The 18,812-nt window shown below is 67.5% G+C and carries 14 protein-coding genes and 1 pseudogene; 9 read left to right on the top strand and 6 right to left on the bottom strand.

What is annotated here, in order from left to right; all coding sequences use genetic code 11:
* Nucleotides 1-429: 429 nt before the first annotated feature.
* Nucleotides 430-2,613 carry an excinuclease ABC subunit UvrB gene (gene uvrB, locus LKD76_RS20275; protein WP_227982893.1) on the top strand — a complete coding sequence of 728 codons (2,184 nt, stop codon included), beginning with the start codon at nt 430-432 and terminating at the stop codon, nt 2,611-2,613.
* An 80-nt stretch (nt 2,614-2,693) separates the two neighbouring features.
* Here uvrB and LKD76_RS20270 read toward each other — a convergent pair whose 3' ends face one another.
* Complete coding sequence (locus LKD76_RS20270; RefSeq protein WP_227982892.1) at nt 2,694-3,164, bottom strand: VOC family protein; 471 nt, start codon at nt 3,162-3,164, stop codon at nt 2,694-2,696.
* Between the two features lie 76 nt (nt 3,165-3,240).
* Here LKD76_RS20270 and LKD76_RS20265 point away from each other — a divergent pair, with 76 nt between their 5' ends.
* The 3 genes from LKD76_RS20265 to LKD76_RS20255 all read left to right on the top strand — a co-directional run bounded on the left by LKD76_RS20265 (nt 3,241) and on the right by LKD76_RS20255 (nt 5,556).
* Nucleotides 3,241-4,146, top strand: coding sequence for an AraC family transcriptional regulator (locus tag LKD76_RS20265; protein WP_227982891.1), 906 nt, complete (start codon nt 3,241-3,243; stop codon nt 4,144-4,146).
* Between the two features lie 103 nt (nt 4,147-4,249).
* On the top strand, nt 4,250-4,666 hold the full coding sequence (locus LKD76_RS20260; RefSeq protein ID WP_227982890.1) for a DoxX family protein: 417 nt from the start codon (nt 4,250-4,252) through the stop codon (nt 4,664-4,666).
* A 437-nt stretch (nt 4,667-5,103) separates the two neighbouring features.
* Complete coding sequence (locus LKD76_RS20255; protein WP_227982889.1) at nt 5,104-5,556, top strand: universal stress protein; 453 nt, start codon at nt 5,104-5,106, stop codon at nt 5,554-5,556.
* A gap of 23 nt (nt 5,557-5,579) precedes the next feature.
* Here LKD76_RS20255 and LKD76_RS20250 read toward each other — a convergent pair whose 3' ends face one another.
* Nucleotides 5,580-7,958 carry a HelD family protein gene (locus LKD76_RS20250; protein WP_227982888.1) on the bottom strand — a complete coding sequence of 793 codons (2,379 nt, stop codon included), beginning with the start codon at nt 7,956-7,958 and terminating at the stop codon, nt 5,580-5,582.
* 185 nt (nt 7,959-8,143) lie between these two features.
* The gene (locus LKD76_RS20245; protein WP_227982887.1) at nt 8,144-9,484 is read right to left on the bottom strand and encodes a diguanylate cyclase domain-containing protein; all 1,341 of its coding nucleotides are present in this window, start codon (nt 9,482-9,484) and stop codon (nt 8,144-8,146) included.
* 300 nt (nt 9,485-9,784) lie between these two features.
* On the opposite strand from LKD76_RS20245, the gene LKD76_RS20240 reads away from it, so the two are divergent.
* Together LKD76_RS20240 and uvrA are read left to right on the top strand one after the other, a co-directional pair.
* A complete protein-coding gene (locus tag LKD76_RS20240) occupies nt 9,785-10,930 on the top strand; it encodes a beta-ketoacyl synthase N-terminal-like domain-containing protein (RefSeq protein ID WP_227982886.1) in 1,146 nt (381 codons plus the stop codon).
* Between the two features lie 96 nt (nt 10,931-11,026).
* Nucleotides 11,027-13,946: pseudogene (gene uvrA, locus LKD76_RS20235) on the top strand (excinuclease ABC subunit UvrA).
* A gap of 10 nt (nt 13,947-13,956) precedes the next feature.
* Here the strand turns inward: uvrA and LKD76_RS20230 are convergent.
* Nucleotides 13,957-15,258 carry a hypothetical protein gene (locus LKD76_RS20230; RefSeq protein WP_227982885.1) on the bottom strand — a complete coding sequence of 434 codons (1,302 nt, stop codon included), beginning with the start codon at nt 15,256-15,258 and terminating at the stop codon, nt 13,957-13,959.
* Complete coding sequence (locus LKD76_RS20225; protein WP_227982884.1) at nt 15,258-15,479, bottom strand: hypothetical protein; 222 nt, start codon at nt 15,477-15,479, stop codon at nt 15,258-15,260. The genes LKD76_RS20230 and LKD76_RS20225 overlap by 1 nt, the downstream gene beginning before the upstream one ends.
* A 167-nt stretch (nt 15,480-15,646) precedes the next feature.
* On the opposite strand from LKD76_RS20225, the gene LKD76_RS20220 reads away from it, so the two are divergent.
* The 3 genes from LKD76_RS20220 (at nt 15,647) to LKD76_RS20210 (ending at nt 18,229) form a co-directional block, all read left to right on the top strand.
* Nucleotides 15,647-16,669 (top strand): NAD(P)H-dependent flavin oxidoreductase, encoded by a 1,023-nt coding sequence (locus LKD76_RS20220; RefSeq protein ID WP_227982883.1) that lies wholly within the window; start codon nt 15,647-15,649, stop codon nt 16,667-16,669.
* Nucleotides 16,670-16,768: 99 nt separating this feature from the next.
* Nucleotides 16,769-17,596 carry a class I SAM-dependent methyltransferase gene (locus LKD76_RS20215; protein ID WP_227982882.1) on the top strand — a complete coding sequence of 276 codons (828 nt, stop codon included), beginning with the start codon at nt 16,769-16,771 and terminating at the stop codon, nt 17,594-17,596.
* Nucleotides 17,597-17,602: 6 nt separating this feature from the next.
* Entirely contained in the window at nt 17,603-18,229 is a 627-nt protein-coding gene (locus LKD76_RS20210) for a TetR/AcrR family transcriptional regulator (RefSeq protein WP_227982881.1), read from the top strand.
* 57 nt (nt 18,230-18,286) lie between these two features.
* Here the strand turns inward: LKD76_RS20210 and LKD76_RS20205 are convergent, their stop codons facing one another.
* Nucleotides 18,287-18,661 carry a DUF1844 domain-containing protein gene (locus LKD76_RS20205; protein WP_227982880.1) on the bottom strand — a complete coding sequence of 125 codons (375 nt, stop codon included), beginning with the start codon at nt 18,659-18,661 and terminating at the stop codon, nt 18,287-18,289.
* Between the last annotated feature and the right edge of the window lie 151 nt (nt 18,662-18,812).

Here is an 18,812-nt window from a genome sequence, read left to right as displayed (position 1 = left end):
GGCCGGTGCCGGGGTAATTGCCGAAACAATACGAGACGAGGCGATATTCGACCGCCGCTGGCCGAAAGATTGTGGCACCCATCGAATTGTTCGGAAAGTCCGAATATGTGTCGGGATATCGGACGGTGGCGTGACGGAAGGTCTGATGAAATAGCCGGGATACCGAGCGATCCGGAGAGGTGCGGCCACCGTCGGGGCCGGGCCGGGCCATGGACTCCGGCCCCTGCGCATTGCGGCCTGGTTGCCGTAGCCGGTTCGGAGTACGCGAACGCCGGCCGTCGACGCGCGACGCCGGCGCCGGGGCCGGATACGGATCGCGGCGTCCGCCGCTGCGGAATCGTGGCCGAAATATGATCCGAACCGGCGCGTCGGCGTGCTCGCGCGGCACTGTCGCCGAACGTGTCGGTGGTGCCGCCTACCCTGGTGATCATGGCTTTCGCAACGGAGATCCCCGCGGATTCGGACGCACCCGGCGAACAGCCGCTGGCGCATTCGGAATTCCGGCCGATCGGGGCGATCGAACGCTCCGACGGGCGGTTCGAGGTGGTCAGCGAGCATCAGCCGGCCGGTGATCAGCCCACCGCGATCGCGGAGCTCGAGCGCCGGTTGCGCGCGGGTGAGAAAGATGTGGTGCTGCTCGGTGCCACCGGTACCGGTAAGTCGGCGACCGCCGCCTGGCTCATCGAACGGGTCCAGCGGCCCACACTGGTGATGGCGCCGAACAAGACGCTCGCCGCCCAGCTGGCCAACGAGCTGCGCGAGATGCTGCCCCACAACGCGGTGGAGTACTTCGTCTCCTATTACGACTACTACCAGCCCGAGGCCTACATCGCGCAGACCGATACCTACATCGAGAAGGACTCCTCGATCAACGACGACGTGGAGCGGCTGCGCCACTCGGCGACCTCGAGCCTGCTGTCGCGGCGCGATGTGGTGGTGGTCGCCTCGGTGTCGTGCATCTACGGTCTCGGCACACCCCAGTCGTATCTGGATCGGTCGGTGCAACTCGAGGTGGGGGCCGAGGTCGAGCGCGACCGCCTGCTGCGCCTGCTGGTCGATGTGCAGTACACGCGCAACGACATGGCCTTCACCCGCGGCTCGTTCCGGGTCCGCGGCGACACCGTGGAGATCATTCCGTCCTACGAGGAACTCGCGGTCCGGATCGAATTCTTCGGTGACGAGATCGAGGCGCTCTACTACCTGCATCCGCTGACCGGGGATGTGGTGCGCCAGGTCGACACCCTCCGGATCTTCCCCGCCACGCATTATGTGGCCGGGCCCGATCGGATGGAGCGCGCCGTCACCGATATCGAGGCGGAGCTCGAGCAGCGGCTCGCCGACCTCGAACGGCAGGGCAAATTGCTGGAGGCGCAGCGGCTGCGCATGCGTACCCAATACGACCTGGAGATGATCCGCCAGGTCGGGTTCTGCTCCGGGATCGAGAACTATTCGCGCCATATCGACGGCCGGCCCGCGGGGTCGGCCCCGGCGACGCTGCTCGACTACTTCCCCGAGGACTTCCTGCTGATCATCGACGAGTCACATGTGACCGTCCCGCAGATCGGCGGTATGTACGAAGGCGATATGTCGCGCAAGCGCAACCTCGTCGAGTACGGGTTCCGGCTGCCCTCGGCGGTCGACAATCGCCCGCTCACCTGGGAGGAGTTCGCCGAGCGCATCGGTCAGACGGTGTACATGTCGGCCACGCCCGGGCCCTATGAATTGGGTAGTACCGGCGGTGAGTTCGTCGAACAGGTGATCCGGCCGACCGGACTGGTCGATCCACAGGTGGTGGTCAAACCGACCAAGGGACAGATCGACGATCTGGTCCACGAGATCCGCGCCCGCACCGAACGCGACGAACGCGTACTGGTCACCACGCTGACCAAGAAGATGGCCGAGGACCTCACCGACTATCTGCTGGGGATGGGTGTGCGGGTGCGCTACCTGCACTCCGAGATCGACACCCTGCGCCGGGTGGAACTGCTGCGTCAGTTGCGGTTGGGCGAGTACGACGTGCTGGTCGGCATCAATCTGCTGCGCGAGGGCCTCGACCTGCCCGAGGTGTCCCTGGTGGCCATTCTCGACGCCGACAAGGAAGGTTTCCTGCGCAGCGCGACCAGTCTCATCCAGACCATCGGCCGCGCCGCGCGCAATGTGTCCGGCGAGGTGCACATGTACGCCGACAAGGTCACCGACTCGATGCGTCAGGCGATCGACGAGACCGAGCGCCGGCGCGCCAAGCAGGTCGCCTACAACGAAGCCAACGGGATCGATCCGAAACCGCTGCGCAAGAAGATCGCCGACATTCTCGACCAGGTGTATCGCGAGGCCGACGAGGCCGAGGTGGAGATCGGCGGATCCGGCCGCAACGCCAGCCGTGGTCGTCGCGCGCAGGGAGAACCCGGGCGTGCGGTGAGTGCCGGTGTGTACGAGGGTCGCGATATCGCGAATATGCCGCGCGCGGAACTGGCCGATCTGGTGTCTCAGCTCACCGATCAGATGATGAACGCCGCGCGCGAGCTGCAGTTCGAGCTGGCGGGCCGGCTGCGTGACGAGATCGCGGACCTGAAGAAGGAGCTGCGGGGGATGGATGCCGCCGGGTTGAAATGAGAACCCTTGCAGGCCATTTCCCCCGACGACGGTGGTGCGCCGGCCACACCGGCCACACCGGCCGCCCACCGTCTCCAGGCTCAGCTCTGGGTGGCCATCCACTCGTTGACCCGCCGTTCGCCCTCTTCGCGCGAGACGTCCTCGACTCGGGTCATCACCACCCAGCGATGGCCGAACGGATCCATCACCAGGCCGTAGCGGTCACCGGTGACGAATGTCTGCGGCTCCTCGGTACGCCGCGCACCGTGCTCGGCTGCCCGGGCGATCACCGCGTCGACGTCGGGGCAGTAGTGCACGATGCTGGTATGCACCCAGTCCGATTCGGGTGCGCGCACGCCGTGGTCGGGGATCGGCATACCCATCTGAATCGTCGAATCGCCGATGGACAGTTCGGCGTGAGCGGGTTGACCGTCGGGAAGGTCGTTGCGGCTCAGTACCTTCGCGCCGAAGACCGCGGAGTAGAAATCGATGGCCTTGTTGCCGTCGGGCACGGCCAGGAAACAGTTGACGGAGTGGTACCCGTCGGGGATCGGATTCACGTGGTTGCTCATGGGAACAACTCTCGGCGATCGCGGAGCGAAGATCTTGTAAGAACGCGACAGCCGATCGCAGCGGAAGGAGCCGGACATGGGTTCCGCTGAGCACGAGACGAAAGGGTCTGCGCTGCCACCGGTTCCGGTGCCACCGCCGGAGGTGACGAAAGGCATCCTGCATCCCCGCGAGCAGGAACGGCACCGACGCCTGATCCGGCTGGCCGCCGGGCCCGAGACGGCAGCGTATGTCGAGTGGTACTGGTCGGTGTCCTGGGATCTGCGCGGGCAGGACCCGTATCCGGCGCAGGTGCTGCCGTTCCCGTCGGTCAACGTCAGTTTCGAACGGTCGCCGACACGCACCGGCGGATTCGTCAACGGCGTGACCACGGGCAAATTCGTCCGTGAACTGTCCGGTGCCGGGGAGACCTTCGCCGCCAAATTCCGGCCGGGTGGTTTCGGCGCCTTCACCGGGATCGACGTCGGCGCCCTGCGCGATACCGCCGTCGAGTTGACCGACGTACTACCGGGAGCCACCGGGCTGACCGAGCGGGTGCTGGCGGCGCCGACCGAGGGGCAGCGCCGCGATATCGTCGACTCCTGGTTCGCTCGGGCGGCGCGGCGCAGTGAGCCCGACGACAACTATCGTCTCGTGCTGCGGATCATCGCCGCGATGGAGACCGATCCCGACCTGACCAGGGTCGATCAGGTCACCGCCGGTTTCGGTATCCCGATCCGGACGCTGCAGCGGCTGTTTCGTCGTTATGTCGGCGCCGGGCCCAAATGGGTGTTGCGCCGCTACCGCCTGCAGGACGGTGCGCAACTGCTGGCCCAGGGGCGTACCGCCGATCTGGCGGCGCTGGCATTGGATCTCGGCTATTTCGATCAGGCGCATTTCGGCCGGGAATTCGCCAATGAGATCGGAATGGCGCCTCTGGAATACGCGCGGGCGTCGCTACTGTCGGAGAACGGCGTATCGCAGGTCCCGGCTCCGAAGCCCTGATCCACCGGTACGGTCCGCCGCCGGGAATATTGCGATCCGCAAGTAGTTGAATGCTGTACTACTAGTCCGGCAGCGGATCTGCCGGCCGACAGAGGAGTTGGCGATGAGTGTTCTGGTGCTGATCGGTCGCATTCTGTTCGTCGTATTGTTCGTCAGTTCGGCGATCGGGCATCTGACCCAGGCCGATGCGATGGCGGGCTATGCCCGGAGCAAGGGGGTGCCGATGCCGAAGGAGGCGGTGCTGGGCTCCGGAGTGGTGCTGCTGATCGGGGGACTCGCCGTGTTGCTCGGGGTGTGGGCCGACCTCGGCGCACTGCTGCTGTTCGTATTCCTGCTGCCCACCGCATTCCTCATGCATCCGTTCTGGAAGGAATCCGATCCGGAGGCGAAACAGGGCGAGATGGTGCATTTCAACAAGGATCTGGCTTTGGCCGGCGCCGCGCTGATGTTGTTCGCCTTCTTCGCGCATGTCGACGATCTGGGTGCCACAATCACCGGCCCGTTATTCCACCTCGGCTGAACGCCGACACGGCCGCATTCCACATTCCCGGGTAATTCTCCGGCTTATCCGTCCTGCGCAGGTTTCGGTCTCGCCGTCGCGAATTGTGAGTTCTCACGAATGTGACGGTGCGGCCGGAGGTGCCCGGCAATTGTGGTCCGCGCCATTGGGGAATGCGATCGCTGTGATGAAAATCCCAGGGCCGCAAGATGGTTCAGCACTGCGATACCGATCGCGTCACATCGCCCGAACGCACCCCATCGGCGCTGGTAGAGCGGGACGAGCCGGCCGCCGCTCGGCAAATGTGTCCGATCGATCCCCGGCGGCGCCGGTGTGATGTGTTGCGATTTCTGATGATTCCGGCTCGATAACGGTTATGGTCTAGCGCAGTTGCCCGCGCGGGTTTCTGCTCCGGAATTTCGCGCAGGCATCCGACCACTCGCACATTTGGAGGAAAGATGACCGCCTACCGGTCCATTGTCGTCGGCACCGATGGCTCGGACTCGTCGTATGTCGCTGTCGAGAAGGCTGCCGCATTGGCCGGCGACGCGGGCGCCACCCTGTATGTCGCGTGCGCGTACTACCCGACCGACGACCGCGATGTGGCCGCCGCGGCCGATGTCCTCAAGGACGAGGCATACCAGGTGCGTGGCTCCGCGCCGACCAACGAGATCCTGCGGGTCGCGCGTGACAAGGCCACCGCGGCCGGGGCGACCAACATCATCGAGCGCGCCGTCGTCGGCGAACCCGTCGAATCGCTGCTGGATCTGGTCAAGGAGGTCGAGGCCGATCTGCTGGTCGTCGGTAACCGGGGTCTCAACACCCTGACCGGTCGCCTGCTCGGCTCGGTACCCTCCGATGTCGCTCGCAAATCGCGTAGCGACGTGCTCATCGTGCACACCGTCCGCTGACTCGTCTCCCGGCCCCGGGGCCCTCAGCGCAGTGCGCCGAGGACCTCGGGCAGGGTGCCGGTGTGCACCACCGATAATCGCTGCGTGGCACGGGTGAGCGCCACGTAGAGATCGTTCAGTCCGCGCGGTGACTCGTCCAGGATCCCCTGCGGTTCCACCAGCACGACCGCGTCGAATTCCAGTCCCTTCACATCGGCCACCGTAAGCACCCGCACGGAATCTCCTGCCAGCGAGGCGAACTCGCCGACGAGGGCGTGCGGGGTGAGGACCGCGGTGATTCCCGGCCGCTCGGCCTCGGCCGAGACGAGATCGGCGACCGCGGCCAGCGACTCGCCCGCGGCGACCTGCACCGCCTGCGGCGGGCAGCCGGATTCGCGCACCGACCGGGGGATGGTCGCTCCCGGGTCGATAGCCGCCAGCACATCGGCGGCGACCGTCATGATCTCGGCGGGGGTGCGGTAGTTGACGGTCAGCTCCGTCAGTTTCCAGCGTTGGGCGACATACGGTTCCAGCATCCGCTGCCACGAGGAGGCGCCCGCCGGATCGCCGGTCTGCGCGACATCGCCGACCACCGTCACCCAGCGGTTCGGGATCCGCCGCATCACCATCCGCCACGCCATCTCCGAGAGTTCCTGCGCCTCGTCGATGATCACGTGCCCGTAGGCCCAGTTGCGATCCCCGGCGGCTCGCTCGGCGGTGGTCTGCCGATTGCGCACGGTCTGACGCTCGGCGAGCTGTCCGGCATCGATCAGGTCGTAGGCCATCAGGATCTCCGGGTCGAGATCGTCCTCGAGATCCTGCGGCGCCGATCCGGTCAGGATGTCGAGTGCCTCCTGCGCTTCGGCCAGCTGTGCCCGCCACCGTCGGCGTGAACGCTCCCGCTCCTCGGCGTCGTCGATCCCGAGCAACTCGGCCAGCTCGTCCAGCAGGGGCGCGTCCGCGGCGGAGTATTCGGGTCCGGTCGCCGCATCGATGGCCCGGAACAGCTCTTTGCGATCCTCGGGGCTCATCCGGCTCGCCGCGCGACCCAGCCGGTCCGGCTCCGCCCACAGTTCGGCCAGGACCTGCTGCGGCGTCAGGATCGGCCACAACTGCGCGATGGCCCGCTGAATTCCGGAGTCGGCGCGCATCTCGTCGCGGATCTCGGTGAGGTCGGCCTGGCTCAGCAGGTTGCGCCCGTTGCCGGCGGGGCGCCGGCCCGCGGCGGCGTCGGCCTCGTCGACGGTCTCGGCGAACTGGTCCTTGCCGATGATCTGGGCGAGCTGATCGGTCAGGGCGTCGACCACCGCGGCCGCGAAGATCGGGCGGGCCAGGTTGTGCGCGCGCCGCGAGGACCGGGCCCGGCCCCGGGCCTTGGTCGCGATCTTGCGGTCGAGAGTCAGTTCGTAGCCGTCGAAGTCGAGCCGGATCGGATCGCCGGGTACCTCCTGGCGGTCGCGGACCGCCTTCTTCAGCACATCGATCATCTCGAGCGAACCCTTGAGCTCACCCGCGCGCAGCGAATCCTCCAGCGACGCTTGCACTCCCGGATACAGATTGCCGATCGTGGACAGCAACACCCCGGTCTCACCGAGTGAGGGCAGCACCTGGCCGATGTAGTCGAGGAAGGTGGAGTTGGGACCGATGATCAGGACACCGGCCTTGTCGAGCTGCTGGCGGAAGGTGTAGAGCAGATAGGCCGCGCGATGGAGCGCCACCGCGGTCTTACCGGTGCCCGGACCGCCCTGGACCACCAGCACGCTGCGATGCTCGGAGCGAATGATCGCGTCCTGCTCGCTCTGGATCGTCTCGACGATATCGGTCATATGCCCGGTGCGGGCCGCGTTGAGCGCGGTCAGCAGCGCACTCTCACTGCCCACACCGCCGTCGTCGGAGTCGACCGCGCCCGCGCTGCGGGCCGCTTCCAGATCGAGGTACTCATCGCTGATGCCGGTGACGGAGCGGTTACGGGAGCGGATATGGCGGCGCCGGGTCACGCCGTCGGGCGCCGCGGTGGTGGCGAGATAGAACGGGCGGGCCAGTGGTGCGCGCCAGTCCAGCAGCAGGGTGGCGTAGTCGTCGTCCTCGTCGAGGATGCCGAGCCGCCCGATGTACCGGGATTCGCCGTCGCCGGTCTCCTCGCCCTCGTCGGAGGCCGCGAGGTCGATCCGGCCGAAACACAGACCGTTCTCGGCGGCGTCGTACTTCGACAGGTCCTCCGAATACAGCTGGGTGAAGGATTCGCGTTCGCTGCGGGCCTGCGGTGTGCCGCCGGTTTCCAGCAGGACGGTCCGCAACCGGCGCTGGGCGTATTCGCGCATTCCGTCCAGACGTTGGTAGAGCAGGCTCAGGTAGGTCTGCTCCCGTTCCAGTTCGGCGACGCGGTCGGTGGCCGGGTGATCCTCGGTGAGGCGGTCGGGCAAAACGGAACTCCTTGTCACCACAGGGCCGAAGGGGCCGCGCGCGAGAGAACGGAATCGTCGAGTCTAGTTCGGGTTCGCCGGACTTGCCGTAGTCGCAGGTGAACGCGTCGCAAACACGGTAGTGAAATGTTGCACTACCGGGAAGGGATCGTAGAAATGATGCAGTAGCCGCGTCCCTTCGACTCTCAGGAGGCGTGGGTGTTGTTGGGCCGCCGCCCGAGGTTGGCGCCGTCGGACGTGGCCGGTTTGGCACGGTACATCGCCAGATCCGCGTCGTGCAGGACCGCTTCGGGACTGCGGGAGTCGCCGGAACGCAGCGCGGTCACGCCGATCGAGGCCTCGATGTGAATGCGATGCCCGCGTGCGATGATCGGCTCGGCCAGGGACTGGCGCAGCCGGGTGATCAACGTGTCCAGATCGGCCGACTGGGTGCGCCCGGACAGCAGGACCAGGAATTCGTCGCCGCCGATGCGGCCGACCACGTCGTCGGCCCGGAGACTGCGCTGCAGCCGCTGAGCCACGATCTGCAGAACGGTGTCGCCGATGGCGTGGCCGAGGGTGTCGTTGATGGCCTTGAAACCGTCGAGGTCGATGAACAGCACATTCGACACCGGTGTCTGCTCGTCGACACCCAGCGCCGTCGCCAGCCGGGAGAGCACCAGTGAGCGATTGGCCAGGCCGGTCAGCGGATCATGGGTGGCCTGATACTCCAATTGCCTTCGGCTGGCGCGGAATTCGGTGACATCGTTGAACGAGGACACCGCTGGTGAATCGGCTGCGCCGGGGTTGAGCAACCGGCTCGAACCCGACAGCCAGCGGCGCTGGCCGTCCGGGCGGTCGACGCCGAACACGTAGCGGGAGATGGTTTCGCCGGTGGCCAGGGTGCGTGCCACCGGATGCCGGCTGGGCGCGAGCGGCTGGGCATTGGAGTCCAGCAGGGCCAGCGGCAGCGAGTCGATCCGCCGGCCGACCAGGTTGTCACCGTCGTGGCCGAAGATGCGCAGGGCCGCCGGATTGATCGATTCGATGGTGCCGTCGCGGTCGATGACCACCACGCCCTCCTCGAGCTGCGACACCACCGCGGTGAAATGCTGTTCGGCGCGCCGCTGGGCGGCCTCGGCGCGGCGCTGCGCGGTGAGGTCGTGGATGACCACCTGATAGGCCAGCCGGTTCTGCCAGACGGTCAACACCGACACCGTCTCCACATCGACCGCCTGGCCGTCACAGCGGATCAGGGTCATTTCCGCCGTCTCGGACGCATCACCGGTTCGGTGCAGCCGGGCGATGCGCTCCAGCATCGCCGGAACGTCGCGATGCGCCACGAACTGCGCCACCGGCTGTCCGACCACCTGATCGACGCCGGAGGCGGCCAGTAAGCGGACGATGGCCGGATTCGCGTATACGAGGATGCCGTCTTCGTGGACGACGAGGCCGTCGGGACTGTGCTCGACCAGGGTGCGGTACCGCTGGGCGAGTTGCTCGGCGTCGATCACGGCATCGGGTCGGTCCTCACCTGCCTCAGCCACATGTAACCCCCTGATCATGGACGGTCAGGTCGATTGGCGCTCGGGATAATTCTGATCGCCGGATACGACAGATCACAGCGCCCGCGGTATTTGTTCGGTCACAGTTCGCGTTCTTCATCGGGTCTGTGAGTGATCATGACAGCTTCAGGTCCACGCGTCGCGGGCGGACGGTACGCTGGCGGCCTCCGGGTTCGAGCCGACCGGATTCGGACCGGTGCGGCGCCGGGTGCGACCCGGCCGGGTGTAGGAGCGGGAATGCCGAGCACAACCCCGAGATCCGGACAACAGTATCAAGATCGCATGCCGATCGCAGGTGTCGGTGTGGTGAGCGGCTACGGCTGGGGGCGTGAGACGTTTTGGCAGGGCCTCAACAGCGGTAAGGCGGCCGCCGGGTGGTACCCCGGATACGGCCCCGGACGTGACGAAGGCGCATGGGTCTCGCTGGTTCCCGACGGTGGTGACCCCGCCCTCGGTCCCAGCCGCTTCGCCCGCGCCTTTCACGAGGCGGCCCGTGAGGCGATCGCGGACGCCACCGATCGCGGCTGGCGTCCCGGGCGCACCGTCGGCATCCTGCACGCGATCGTGCTCGGTGATGTGCGCGACTGGGACGATTTCTACACCACCGATGCGCGCAGCCGCCGGACCCGCGATTATCTGCGGCTGCTGCCCTCGACCCCGATTTCGGTATTGGCGCAGGAATTCGGTTTCCACGGTCCGTCGATGAACGTGTCCGCGGCGTGCAGTTCGGCCAATGTCGCGCTCATCACCGCCCAGATGTGGCTGGACCAGGGGTTCGCCGACGACGTGATCTGCGTGACCACCGACCTGTCGGGGACTCCCGAGATGGTCGATCACTTCGTGCGGATGGGTGCGGCCGTGAGTGATACCGATCCGCTCGAGGCCTGCCGGCCCTTCCAGGAGGGCAGCCGCGGCTTCAGCTTCGGCGAGGCCTCGGTGGCGTTCGTCGTCTCTCGCCGGGTCGAACGGCCGTACTGCGCGCTCCTGGGCGGGGCGATGACCAATGACGCGTATCACGTCGTATCCGTGGATCCGGGTTCGGCGCGGATACTGGATTGTGTCCGTCAGGCTCTCGACCGCGCCGGGGTGCGGCCGGAAGACGTGTCGTATTACAACGCGCACGGTCCCGGCACCCGGCAGTGCGATGTAGCCGAGCGGACCGTGCTGACCGATGTGTTCGACGACCGCCCGCACATCTACTCGATCAAGCCGCTGACCGGGCATTGTATGGGTGCGGCGGCGGGTGTGGAGATCGCGGCCACCGCGCTGGGCTACGAGCGTGGCACCGTGGTGGCGCCGCCGATCGTGGCACCCGCGCATCCGCGGTTGCTGGACGGGCCCGGCCCGTTCGAGGGCGGATTCACGGTGAAGACCTCGCTCGGTATGGGCGGGCACAATTCGGTGGTGGTACTGGGCCCGGCGCGGTAGCCGGACTCGGCGCGTGTCGAACTTGTCGGTGGGTGTGCTTAGCATGGCGACCGGGGGTGATTCTGGACGCCGTTTTCGATCGAGAAGGGACAGCCGGTGGCGGATCTGTTGACCGTGCGCGGAGCTCGGGAGCACAACCTGAAGGGAGTGGACCTCGACCTGCCACGCGACAGCCTGATCGTGTTCACCGGGCTGTCCGGGTCCGGTAAATCCAGCCTGGCGTTCGACACCATCTTCGCCGAGGGCCAGCGCCGCTACGTCGAATCGCTGTCGGCCTACGCCCGCCAGTTCCTGGGCCAGATGGACAAACCCGATGTCGATTTCATCGAGGGGCTGTCACCGGCGGTGTCGATCGACCAGAAGTCGACCAATCGCAATCCGCGTTCCACCGTCGGCACCATCACCGAGGTCTACGACTATCTGCGCCTGCTCTACGCGCGCGCCGGAACTCCGCACTGCCCGGTGTGCGGTGAGCTGATCGCCAAACAGACCCCGCAGCAGATCGTCGACCAGGTGCTCGAGATGGAGTCCGGCACCCGGTTCCAGGTCCTCGCCCCGGTGGTGCGGACCCGCAAGGGGGAATTCGTCGATCTGTTCGACCAGCTCAACACCCAGGGCTACTCCCGGGTGCGGGTCGACGGCGTGGTGTATCCGCTCACCGAACCGCCGAAGCTGAAGAAGCAGGAGAAGCACGATATCGAGGTGGTCGTCGACCGCCTCGCGGTGAAGCCGACTTCCAAGCAACGCCTGACCGATTCGATCGAGACCGCGCTGCGGCTCGCCGACGGCATCGTGGTGCTCGACTTCGTCGACCGGGACGAGAACGCCCACGACCGGGAGCGTCGCTTCTCCGAGAAGCTGGCCTGCCCGAACGGTCATCCGCTCGATATCGAGGATCTCGAACCTCGCTCGTTCTCCTTCAACTCGCCCTACGGCGCCTGCCCCGACTGCGCGGGTCTGGGCATCCGCAAGGAGGTCGACCCGGAACTGGTCGTGCCGGACGCGGAGCTGAGCCTCAACGACGGTGCCATCGCCCCGTGGTCACGCGGGCAGACCGCCGAATACTTCAACCGGCTGCTGTCGGGATTGTCGGAGGCCATCGGGTTCTCGATGGACGCGCCGTGGAACACGTTGCCGGCCAAGGCCCGTAAAGCCGTGCTGGAGGGCAGTTCCGATCAGGTGCACGTGTCCTACACCAACCGCTACGGCCGCAAGCGTTCCTACTACGCCGATTTCGAAGGCGTCATGCCGTTCCTGCAGCGGCGGCTCGAGAGCACGGAATCCGAGCAGATGAAGGAGCACTACGACGGGTACATGCGCGATGTGCCGTGCCCGGTCTGCCGTGGCGCCCGGCTGCGCCCGGAGATTCTCGCGGTCACCCTCAACGCCGAGGCCGGCCGCCGATCCATCGCCGAGGTGTGTGAACTGTCGATCCGTGATTGCTCCCGCTTCCTGAACTCCCTCGAGCTGGGGGAGCGGGAGGCGGCGATCGCCGGTCAGGTACTCAAGGAGATCCAGGCCCGGCTCGGCTTCCTGCTCGATGTCGGCCTGGAATATCTGACGCTGTCGCGGGCGGCGGCGACGCTGTCCGGCGGTGAGGCGCAACGCATCCGGTTGGCCACCCAGATCGGGTCCGGTCTGGTCGGCGTGCTCTACGTCCTCGACGAGCCGTCGATCGGCCTGCATCAGCGCGACAACCGCCGGCTCATCGAAACCCTCACGCGGCTGCGGGATCTCGGTAATACGCTGATCGTGGTCGAGCACGACGAGGACACCATCCACGCCTCGGATTGGGTTGTCGACATCGGCCCGCTGGCCGGTGAGCACGGTGGGCAGGTGGTCTACAGCGGCTCGTATCCAGGTCTGCTGAAGGACCGCAATTCGCTGACCGGTGCCTACCTGTCGGGCCGGGAAGTGATCGAGGTCCCGCTGGTGCGCCGCCCGGTATCGAAGAAGAAGCAGCTCACGGTCGTCGGCGCGAGCGAGCACAACCTGCGCGGTATCGACGTGGCCTTCCCGCTCGGGGTGCTGACCTCGGTGACCGGGGTTTCGGGTTCCGGTAAATCCACGCTGGTCAACGACATTCTGGCGACGGTGCTGGCGAACAAGCTCAACGGTGCGCGGCAGGTGCCCGGCCGGCATACCCGGATCAACGGGCTGGATCATCTCGACAAGCTGGTGCAGGTCGATCAGTCACCGATCGGCCGTACGCCACGCTCGAATCCCGCGACCTACACCGGCGTCTTCGACAAGATCCGCGACCACCGAGGCCAAGGTGCGCGGCTACCAGCCGGGTCGGTTCTCGTTCAATGTCAAAGGCGGCCGCTGCGAGGCGTGTTCGGGTGACGGCACGCTGAAGATCGAGATGAACTTCCTGCCCGATGTGTACGTGCCCTGCGAGGTGTGCCACGGCGCCCGCTACAACCGGGAAACGCTCGAGGTGCACTACAAGGGCAAGACCATCGCCGAGGTGCTCGACATGCCGATCGAGGAGGCCGCGGAATTCTTCGAGCCGGTCACCTCGATCCACCGCTACCTCAAGACGCTCGTCGACGTCGGGCTGGGCTACGTCCGGCTGGGCCAGAGCGCGCCGACCCTGTCCGGCGGTGAGGCACAGCGCGTGAAACTGGCCGCCGAACTGCAGAAGCGGTCGACCGGCCGGACGATCTACATTCTCGACGAGCCGACCACGGGACTGCATTTCGAGGACATCCGCAAACTGCTGGGCGTCATCAACGGCCTGGTGGACAAGGGCAATACGGTCATCGTGATCGAACACAACCTCGACGTCATCAAGACCTCCGACTGGGTGATCGATATGGGCCCCGAAGGCGGTTCGGGCGGCGGCACCGTGATCGCACAGGGCACGCCGGAAGATGTTGCCGCCGTGGAGGACAGCTACACCGGGCAGTTCCTGCGTTCGGTGCTGGACAAGCCCGCTGCCCCGGTGAAGGCGAAGGCGAAGAAGGCGGCGGCCAAGGCCGCGTCGCGACGTAAGGCCGCGACGGTCGGCTGACCGACACCGTTCAGCGAGCGTCCCAGCTGTCCACCGTGCCGCGGCGGCGCCCCAGCTGACGGCGGCGGAAGAAGACCTCCTCCACCGACACCGAGCGGGCGCGCACCGAGTCGGCGAGCACGGCCAGCCGGGGATCGTCGCGCCGCTCGTCGAGATGCCACTGCACCCCGGCGCGGCGTTCGGGCGGCAGCGCCGCCCAGACGCCGCCGATCCGGGTCTGTACCGAATGATCTCCTGCCGCAACGATATCCAGCAGGATGGGCCACAGATCGGCCTCGGTGGCGTGCGAGGGCAGGGCGCCGATGGTGGCATCGGACTGCTGGGCGATCATCCGGGCCAGCATGGGACGCAGGGCGATATCGGTGTGCGCGAGCACGGCGAACAGTCCGTGCCACGGCGCCGCCACCCCGCAGCCGTCGAGGGACCGCATCATCGCGGCCGCCACCGTGGTGTCGCCGAAGATCGGTAACGCGGCGACGGTCGCCAGTGCCGCCGGCGGCAGGGTGCCGAGGAAGGTGGTCAGATCGGCCACCGCGTCGCCGCGGATCGCGGTCACCACCAGGTCGCACAGCGCCGAGGGCGAGCCGACGCCGACCGTGATCTCCCCGATCGCCCCGATGACATCGGCGTCGCAGCGGGCGAAGATCGACAACGCCGCCAGCCGCAGCTCCGGTGATCCGCTCAGCACCGTCCGCATCATCCGCGGCATCCGGCGCGCCGGGCCGGTCAGCAACTGGCGCAGCACCGAACTCAGCGCGGTCGCGGAGAAGGCGTACGACGCCGAGAAGATGAGGCCCTCGTCGTCGGGCACGCCGCGTTCGACGGCCGCGATCAGACGTGGGGTGGCATAACCCAGGAACGGTCCGGCCGTGATGTAGTCACGTCGGCGCAGCACCTCGTTGACGATGTCCACGAGGGGTTCCGGCGGCGCGATATCGGCCAGTTCGCCGACCGTGCGCGGATCCAGATACGGTGCGCAGTCGGCCGCGTACTGCACGCCGAGCAGGGCGACGGTCTCGGCCGCCTTCTTGGGATGGTCGACACCCACGGCGCCGGCCGCCCGGCCGGTCAAGGTGGGGGGCACGATCTTCTGCACCAGCGGCATCGAAATGCTCAGCGGAATGATCGGCACCAGCCGGCTGATGCGCCGGAAGGTTTCGGCGTGCTGATCGAAGACGATCGCCGCCATCCGCTGCTGCAACTCGTGCAGATTCCGTGCGCCCAGCCGCTCGAGGTGAGCGAGCCGCTCCGGCGGCACATGCAGGGTGCGGGCGAGGAGAATGAGTTGAGCGCGCGTTACCGGATCCGTCATCAGTCCAGCAGATTCCCGAACATGATCTTCTTGGTCGGCGCGCGCAGCGGCCGCGGCAGCGCGCCGATCATCGCGTCCACGGACCGGATCAGTCCTTCGGTCTCCTGACGGCGAGCCTCGCGGAACAACATCGATAAGTCGGCACGCTCCTGATCCGTCAGCAGATCCACGGCGGCCAGTGGCCCGCCGAGCTCGTTCTCCAGATCACCTCTGGCGGTCATGGTGCACCCCGGTATCGCTCACGTCTTCGGTAGCTGGAACGGAACGTACCCAAGAAGACATCCGGCGAATCATAGAAATCCCACACCACGGGTGGGAAGGAATGCGCCGTTTTTGGGCGAGGTCACCGTGGCGCGTGGGGTCGAGTCGGGCAGAACAACCACCAGCGATGCCCGATCGGCGCGGCACCACCGTGCGCGCGGCCGCGCGCACCTGCGACGATCGGACCATGGCGATTCCCACTGCGTTCACCGAACTCCTGTCGATCCGGCATCCGATCGTGTCCGCGCCGATGGGTGGTGAAGCGGGAGGGGCGCTGGCCGCCGCCGTGTCCGCGGGCGGCGGACTCGGACTCGTCGGGGGCGGGCGCGGTAACCGGGAGTGGGTCGAGCGAGAACTGCGGTTGGTGACCGAAACGACCACCGCCCCATGGGGAATCGGGTTTCTCGGCTGGGCCGTGGACCGGCCGGTGATCGAACACGCGCTGTCCTACCGTCCTGCCGCGGTGCTGCTGTCGTTCGGCGATCCGGTACCGCTCGCCGCGCCCGTACGGGAAGCCGGAGCGATTCTGATCGTTCAGGTCACCGATACCGAGGAGGCCCGCCGCGCGCTGGACGCGGGTGCCGACGTCCTGGTGGCACAGGGCAGTGATGCCGGAGGCCATTGCGCCGCAGAGGGAATCGGCACCCTGTCCTTCGTACCGACGGTCGTCGATCTGGCCGGTGCGGTGCCCGTGCTGGCGGCCGGTGGGATAGCCGACGGCCGGGCGGTGGCCGCGGCCTTGGCGTTGGGGGCGGCGGGCGCGATGATCGGCACCCGCTTCCAGGCGACACACGAGGCGCTGGTGCCCGTCGAGGTGGGCAAGGCTCTCGTGGGCGCCGTCGGCGCCGAAACCGAGGTGAACCGCACGCTCGACATCGCCCGCGGCGCCCCGTGGCCGCGGCGGTACCCGGCTCGGACCCTGCGCAACGCCTACCTCGATCGGTGGCGTGGCCGCGACGACGAATTGGGCGCCGACGAAGCCGCCCTGGCCGAGTATCGCGAGGCCGCCGCCCGCGCCGATCTGGCCGCGGTACCCGTGTGGGCGGGGCAGGCGGTCGACCGGGTCACCGCGATCACCTCGGCCACCGAGCTGGTCGGCGACCTGGCCGCGGACACCGAAGCGGTGCTGCGCCGGATCAGCGTGCGCTAGGACCGCCAACTCCGCACAACCTTGACCCGGGGGCCGTCGTGGGCCATTATGAACACACGTTCATGAACAAGTGTTCATAATAATCGGCGAGGAGATCCGATGACCGAGATCGTCAACACCGCCCAGTCCGAGGCGTGGAACGGCTACGAGGGCGAGCACTGGGCCGACCACGCCGACCGGTACGACGCGGTGAATTCCGGGATCAACGAACCGCTGCTGACGGCGGGCCGGGTGGGAACGGGGGATCGGGTACTCGACATCGGTTGCGGTAACGGGCAATTGACGCGTGCGGCCGCGCGCCGGGCCGCCTCCGCGACCGGTATCGATCTCTCCGGTCCGATGCTCGCGCGCGCTCGCGCCGGCGCGAAATCCGAAGGCGTGGACAACGTGTCGTTCGAACAGGGCGATGCTCAGGTGTTCGGGTTCGCGCCCGGATCCTTCGATGTGGCGCTGAGCCGGTTCGGCATCATGTTCTTCGCGGATCCGGTCGCGGCGTTCACGAACATCGCCCGCGCCCTGTCCGCGCGCGGTCGACTCGCGATCGCCGTGCCCGCCATGGCGGAATCCGACATCGGCGCCGTCTTCGCCGCCGCCGCACCGCATCTGCCGGGATTCGAGATCGGCCACGGGTTCAGCGCCTTCGCCGATCCCGCAGCCACGGCCGATTTGCTCACTGCCGCGGGATTCACCGAGGTGGCCAACGACCTCGTCGAGTCCGAGAGTGTCTGGGGCGCCGATGTCGGCGACGCCACCGAATTCGTCATGGGCTGGGGGCCGACGCGCTATCACCGGCAGCGCAACGACTTCGCCACCGACGACGCACTCCGCGGTGCCATCGCCGGGGCGCTGGCACCGTTCGCGGGCACCGATGCGATCCGGCTGCGGGCGGCCTCCCGGCTGATCACCGCGACCGTCGCGCCACGGTAGACCCGTATGGCACCCAGACGGGCCGCGGCGCTGCACGATCGCGACGCCGCCGATCTGCGCGCCCATCTGATCGCGACCGCCGAGCGCCTGTTCGCCGAAGCGGGCAGCAGCGGGCTCACCGTGCGCGCCATCGCTCGCGCCGCCGGCGTATCCGACGGCGTGCTCTACAACCATTTCGCCGACAAGGAGGAGTTGCTGGCGGCGGCGCTGGTGGCCCATGTCGAATCGGTGGATCGAGGATTTCCGGCCCTGCCGGCCGCGGGCACCGCCACGGTCGCCGAGAATCTGGCGGTCTGCCTGCGACAGGGGCTGGCCCTGCACGCTGCGGTACTGCCGGTCTTCGCCGGGCTGCTGAGTCAGCCGGCCGTGCTGGCCCGATTCGCCGAATCCCCGGGGCGCCGGCGTATCTGGCGTGACGAGCTGGTCGGCTATCTGCGTGCCGAGCGTGATCGGGGCCGGCTGCTCGCCGACGCGGACGTCGAGGCGGCCGCCGCGATCCTGGTCGGCATCTGCCACGACGCGGTGCTGTCGGCTCTGCTGTCGGGGGCGCCGCATCCCGATGCGCCGCCCCCGGTCGAAGCCATCGTCACGACGGTGCTGTCGGGCATCGCCCCGGACCACGTCACCGGCTGATCCATTCGTCCGGCCGCGTCTTCGCGGCCGGACTTCCGGGTGGGTGCGGGCGGCCGCTCAGTAGACCGGGCCGGTGTACTTCTCACCCGGTCCCGCGCCCGGTGCGTCCGGATGCGCCGAGGACTCGCGGAACGCGCGCTGCAGCGACTGCAGACCCTCACGGATCGGTCCGGCGTGCGGGCCGAGATACTCGACCGAGGACGTCACCAGTCCGGCGAGTGCGGTGATCACGCGACGGGCCTCGTCCAGATCGCGGCGCGGACTGGCATCGGGATCCTCGTCGGCGAGGCCGAGCTTTTCGGCGGCCGAACTCATCAGCATCACCGCGGCCCGGCTGATCACCTCGACGGCGGGGATGTCTGCCAGCTCCCGCACCGATTCCGGATCCGCGGACTCACTCAGGGCCGACGGGTCGCCGGCGTGCTCGCTCATGGTCGTAGCATGTCATCGAGTTCGTGTCGACGGGTTGCGGGGGCCGCCGATTGGGAGTAGGGGCCCGCGCAGTGCTAAGGTTGTCGGCGACGACCGCCCCGGTCTCATGTCGGAACAGATCCAGCATGTCGGCTCGGGGCTGTAAGTGGAG

It is taken from the genome of Nocardia spumae (assembly GCF_020733635.1).
GTDB lineage: Bacteria > Actinomycetota > Actinomycetes > Mycobacteriales > Mycobacteriaceae > Nocardia > Nocardia spumae.
This window is presented reverse-complemented; position numbering and strand designations above follow the sequence as displayed.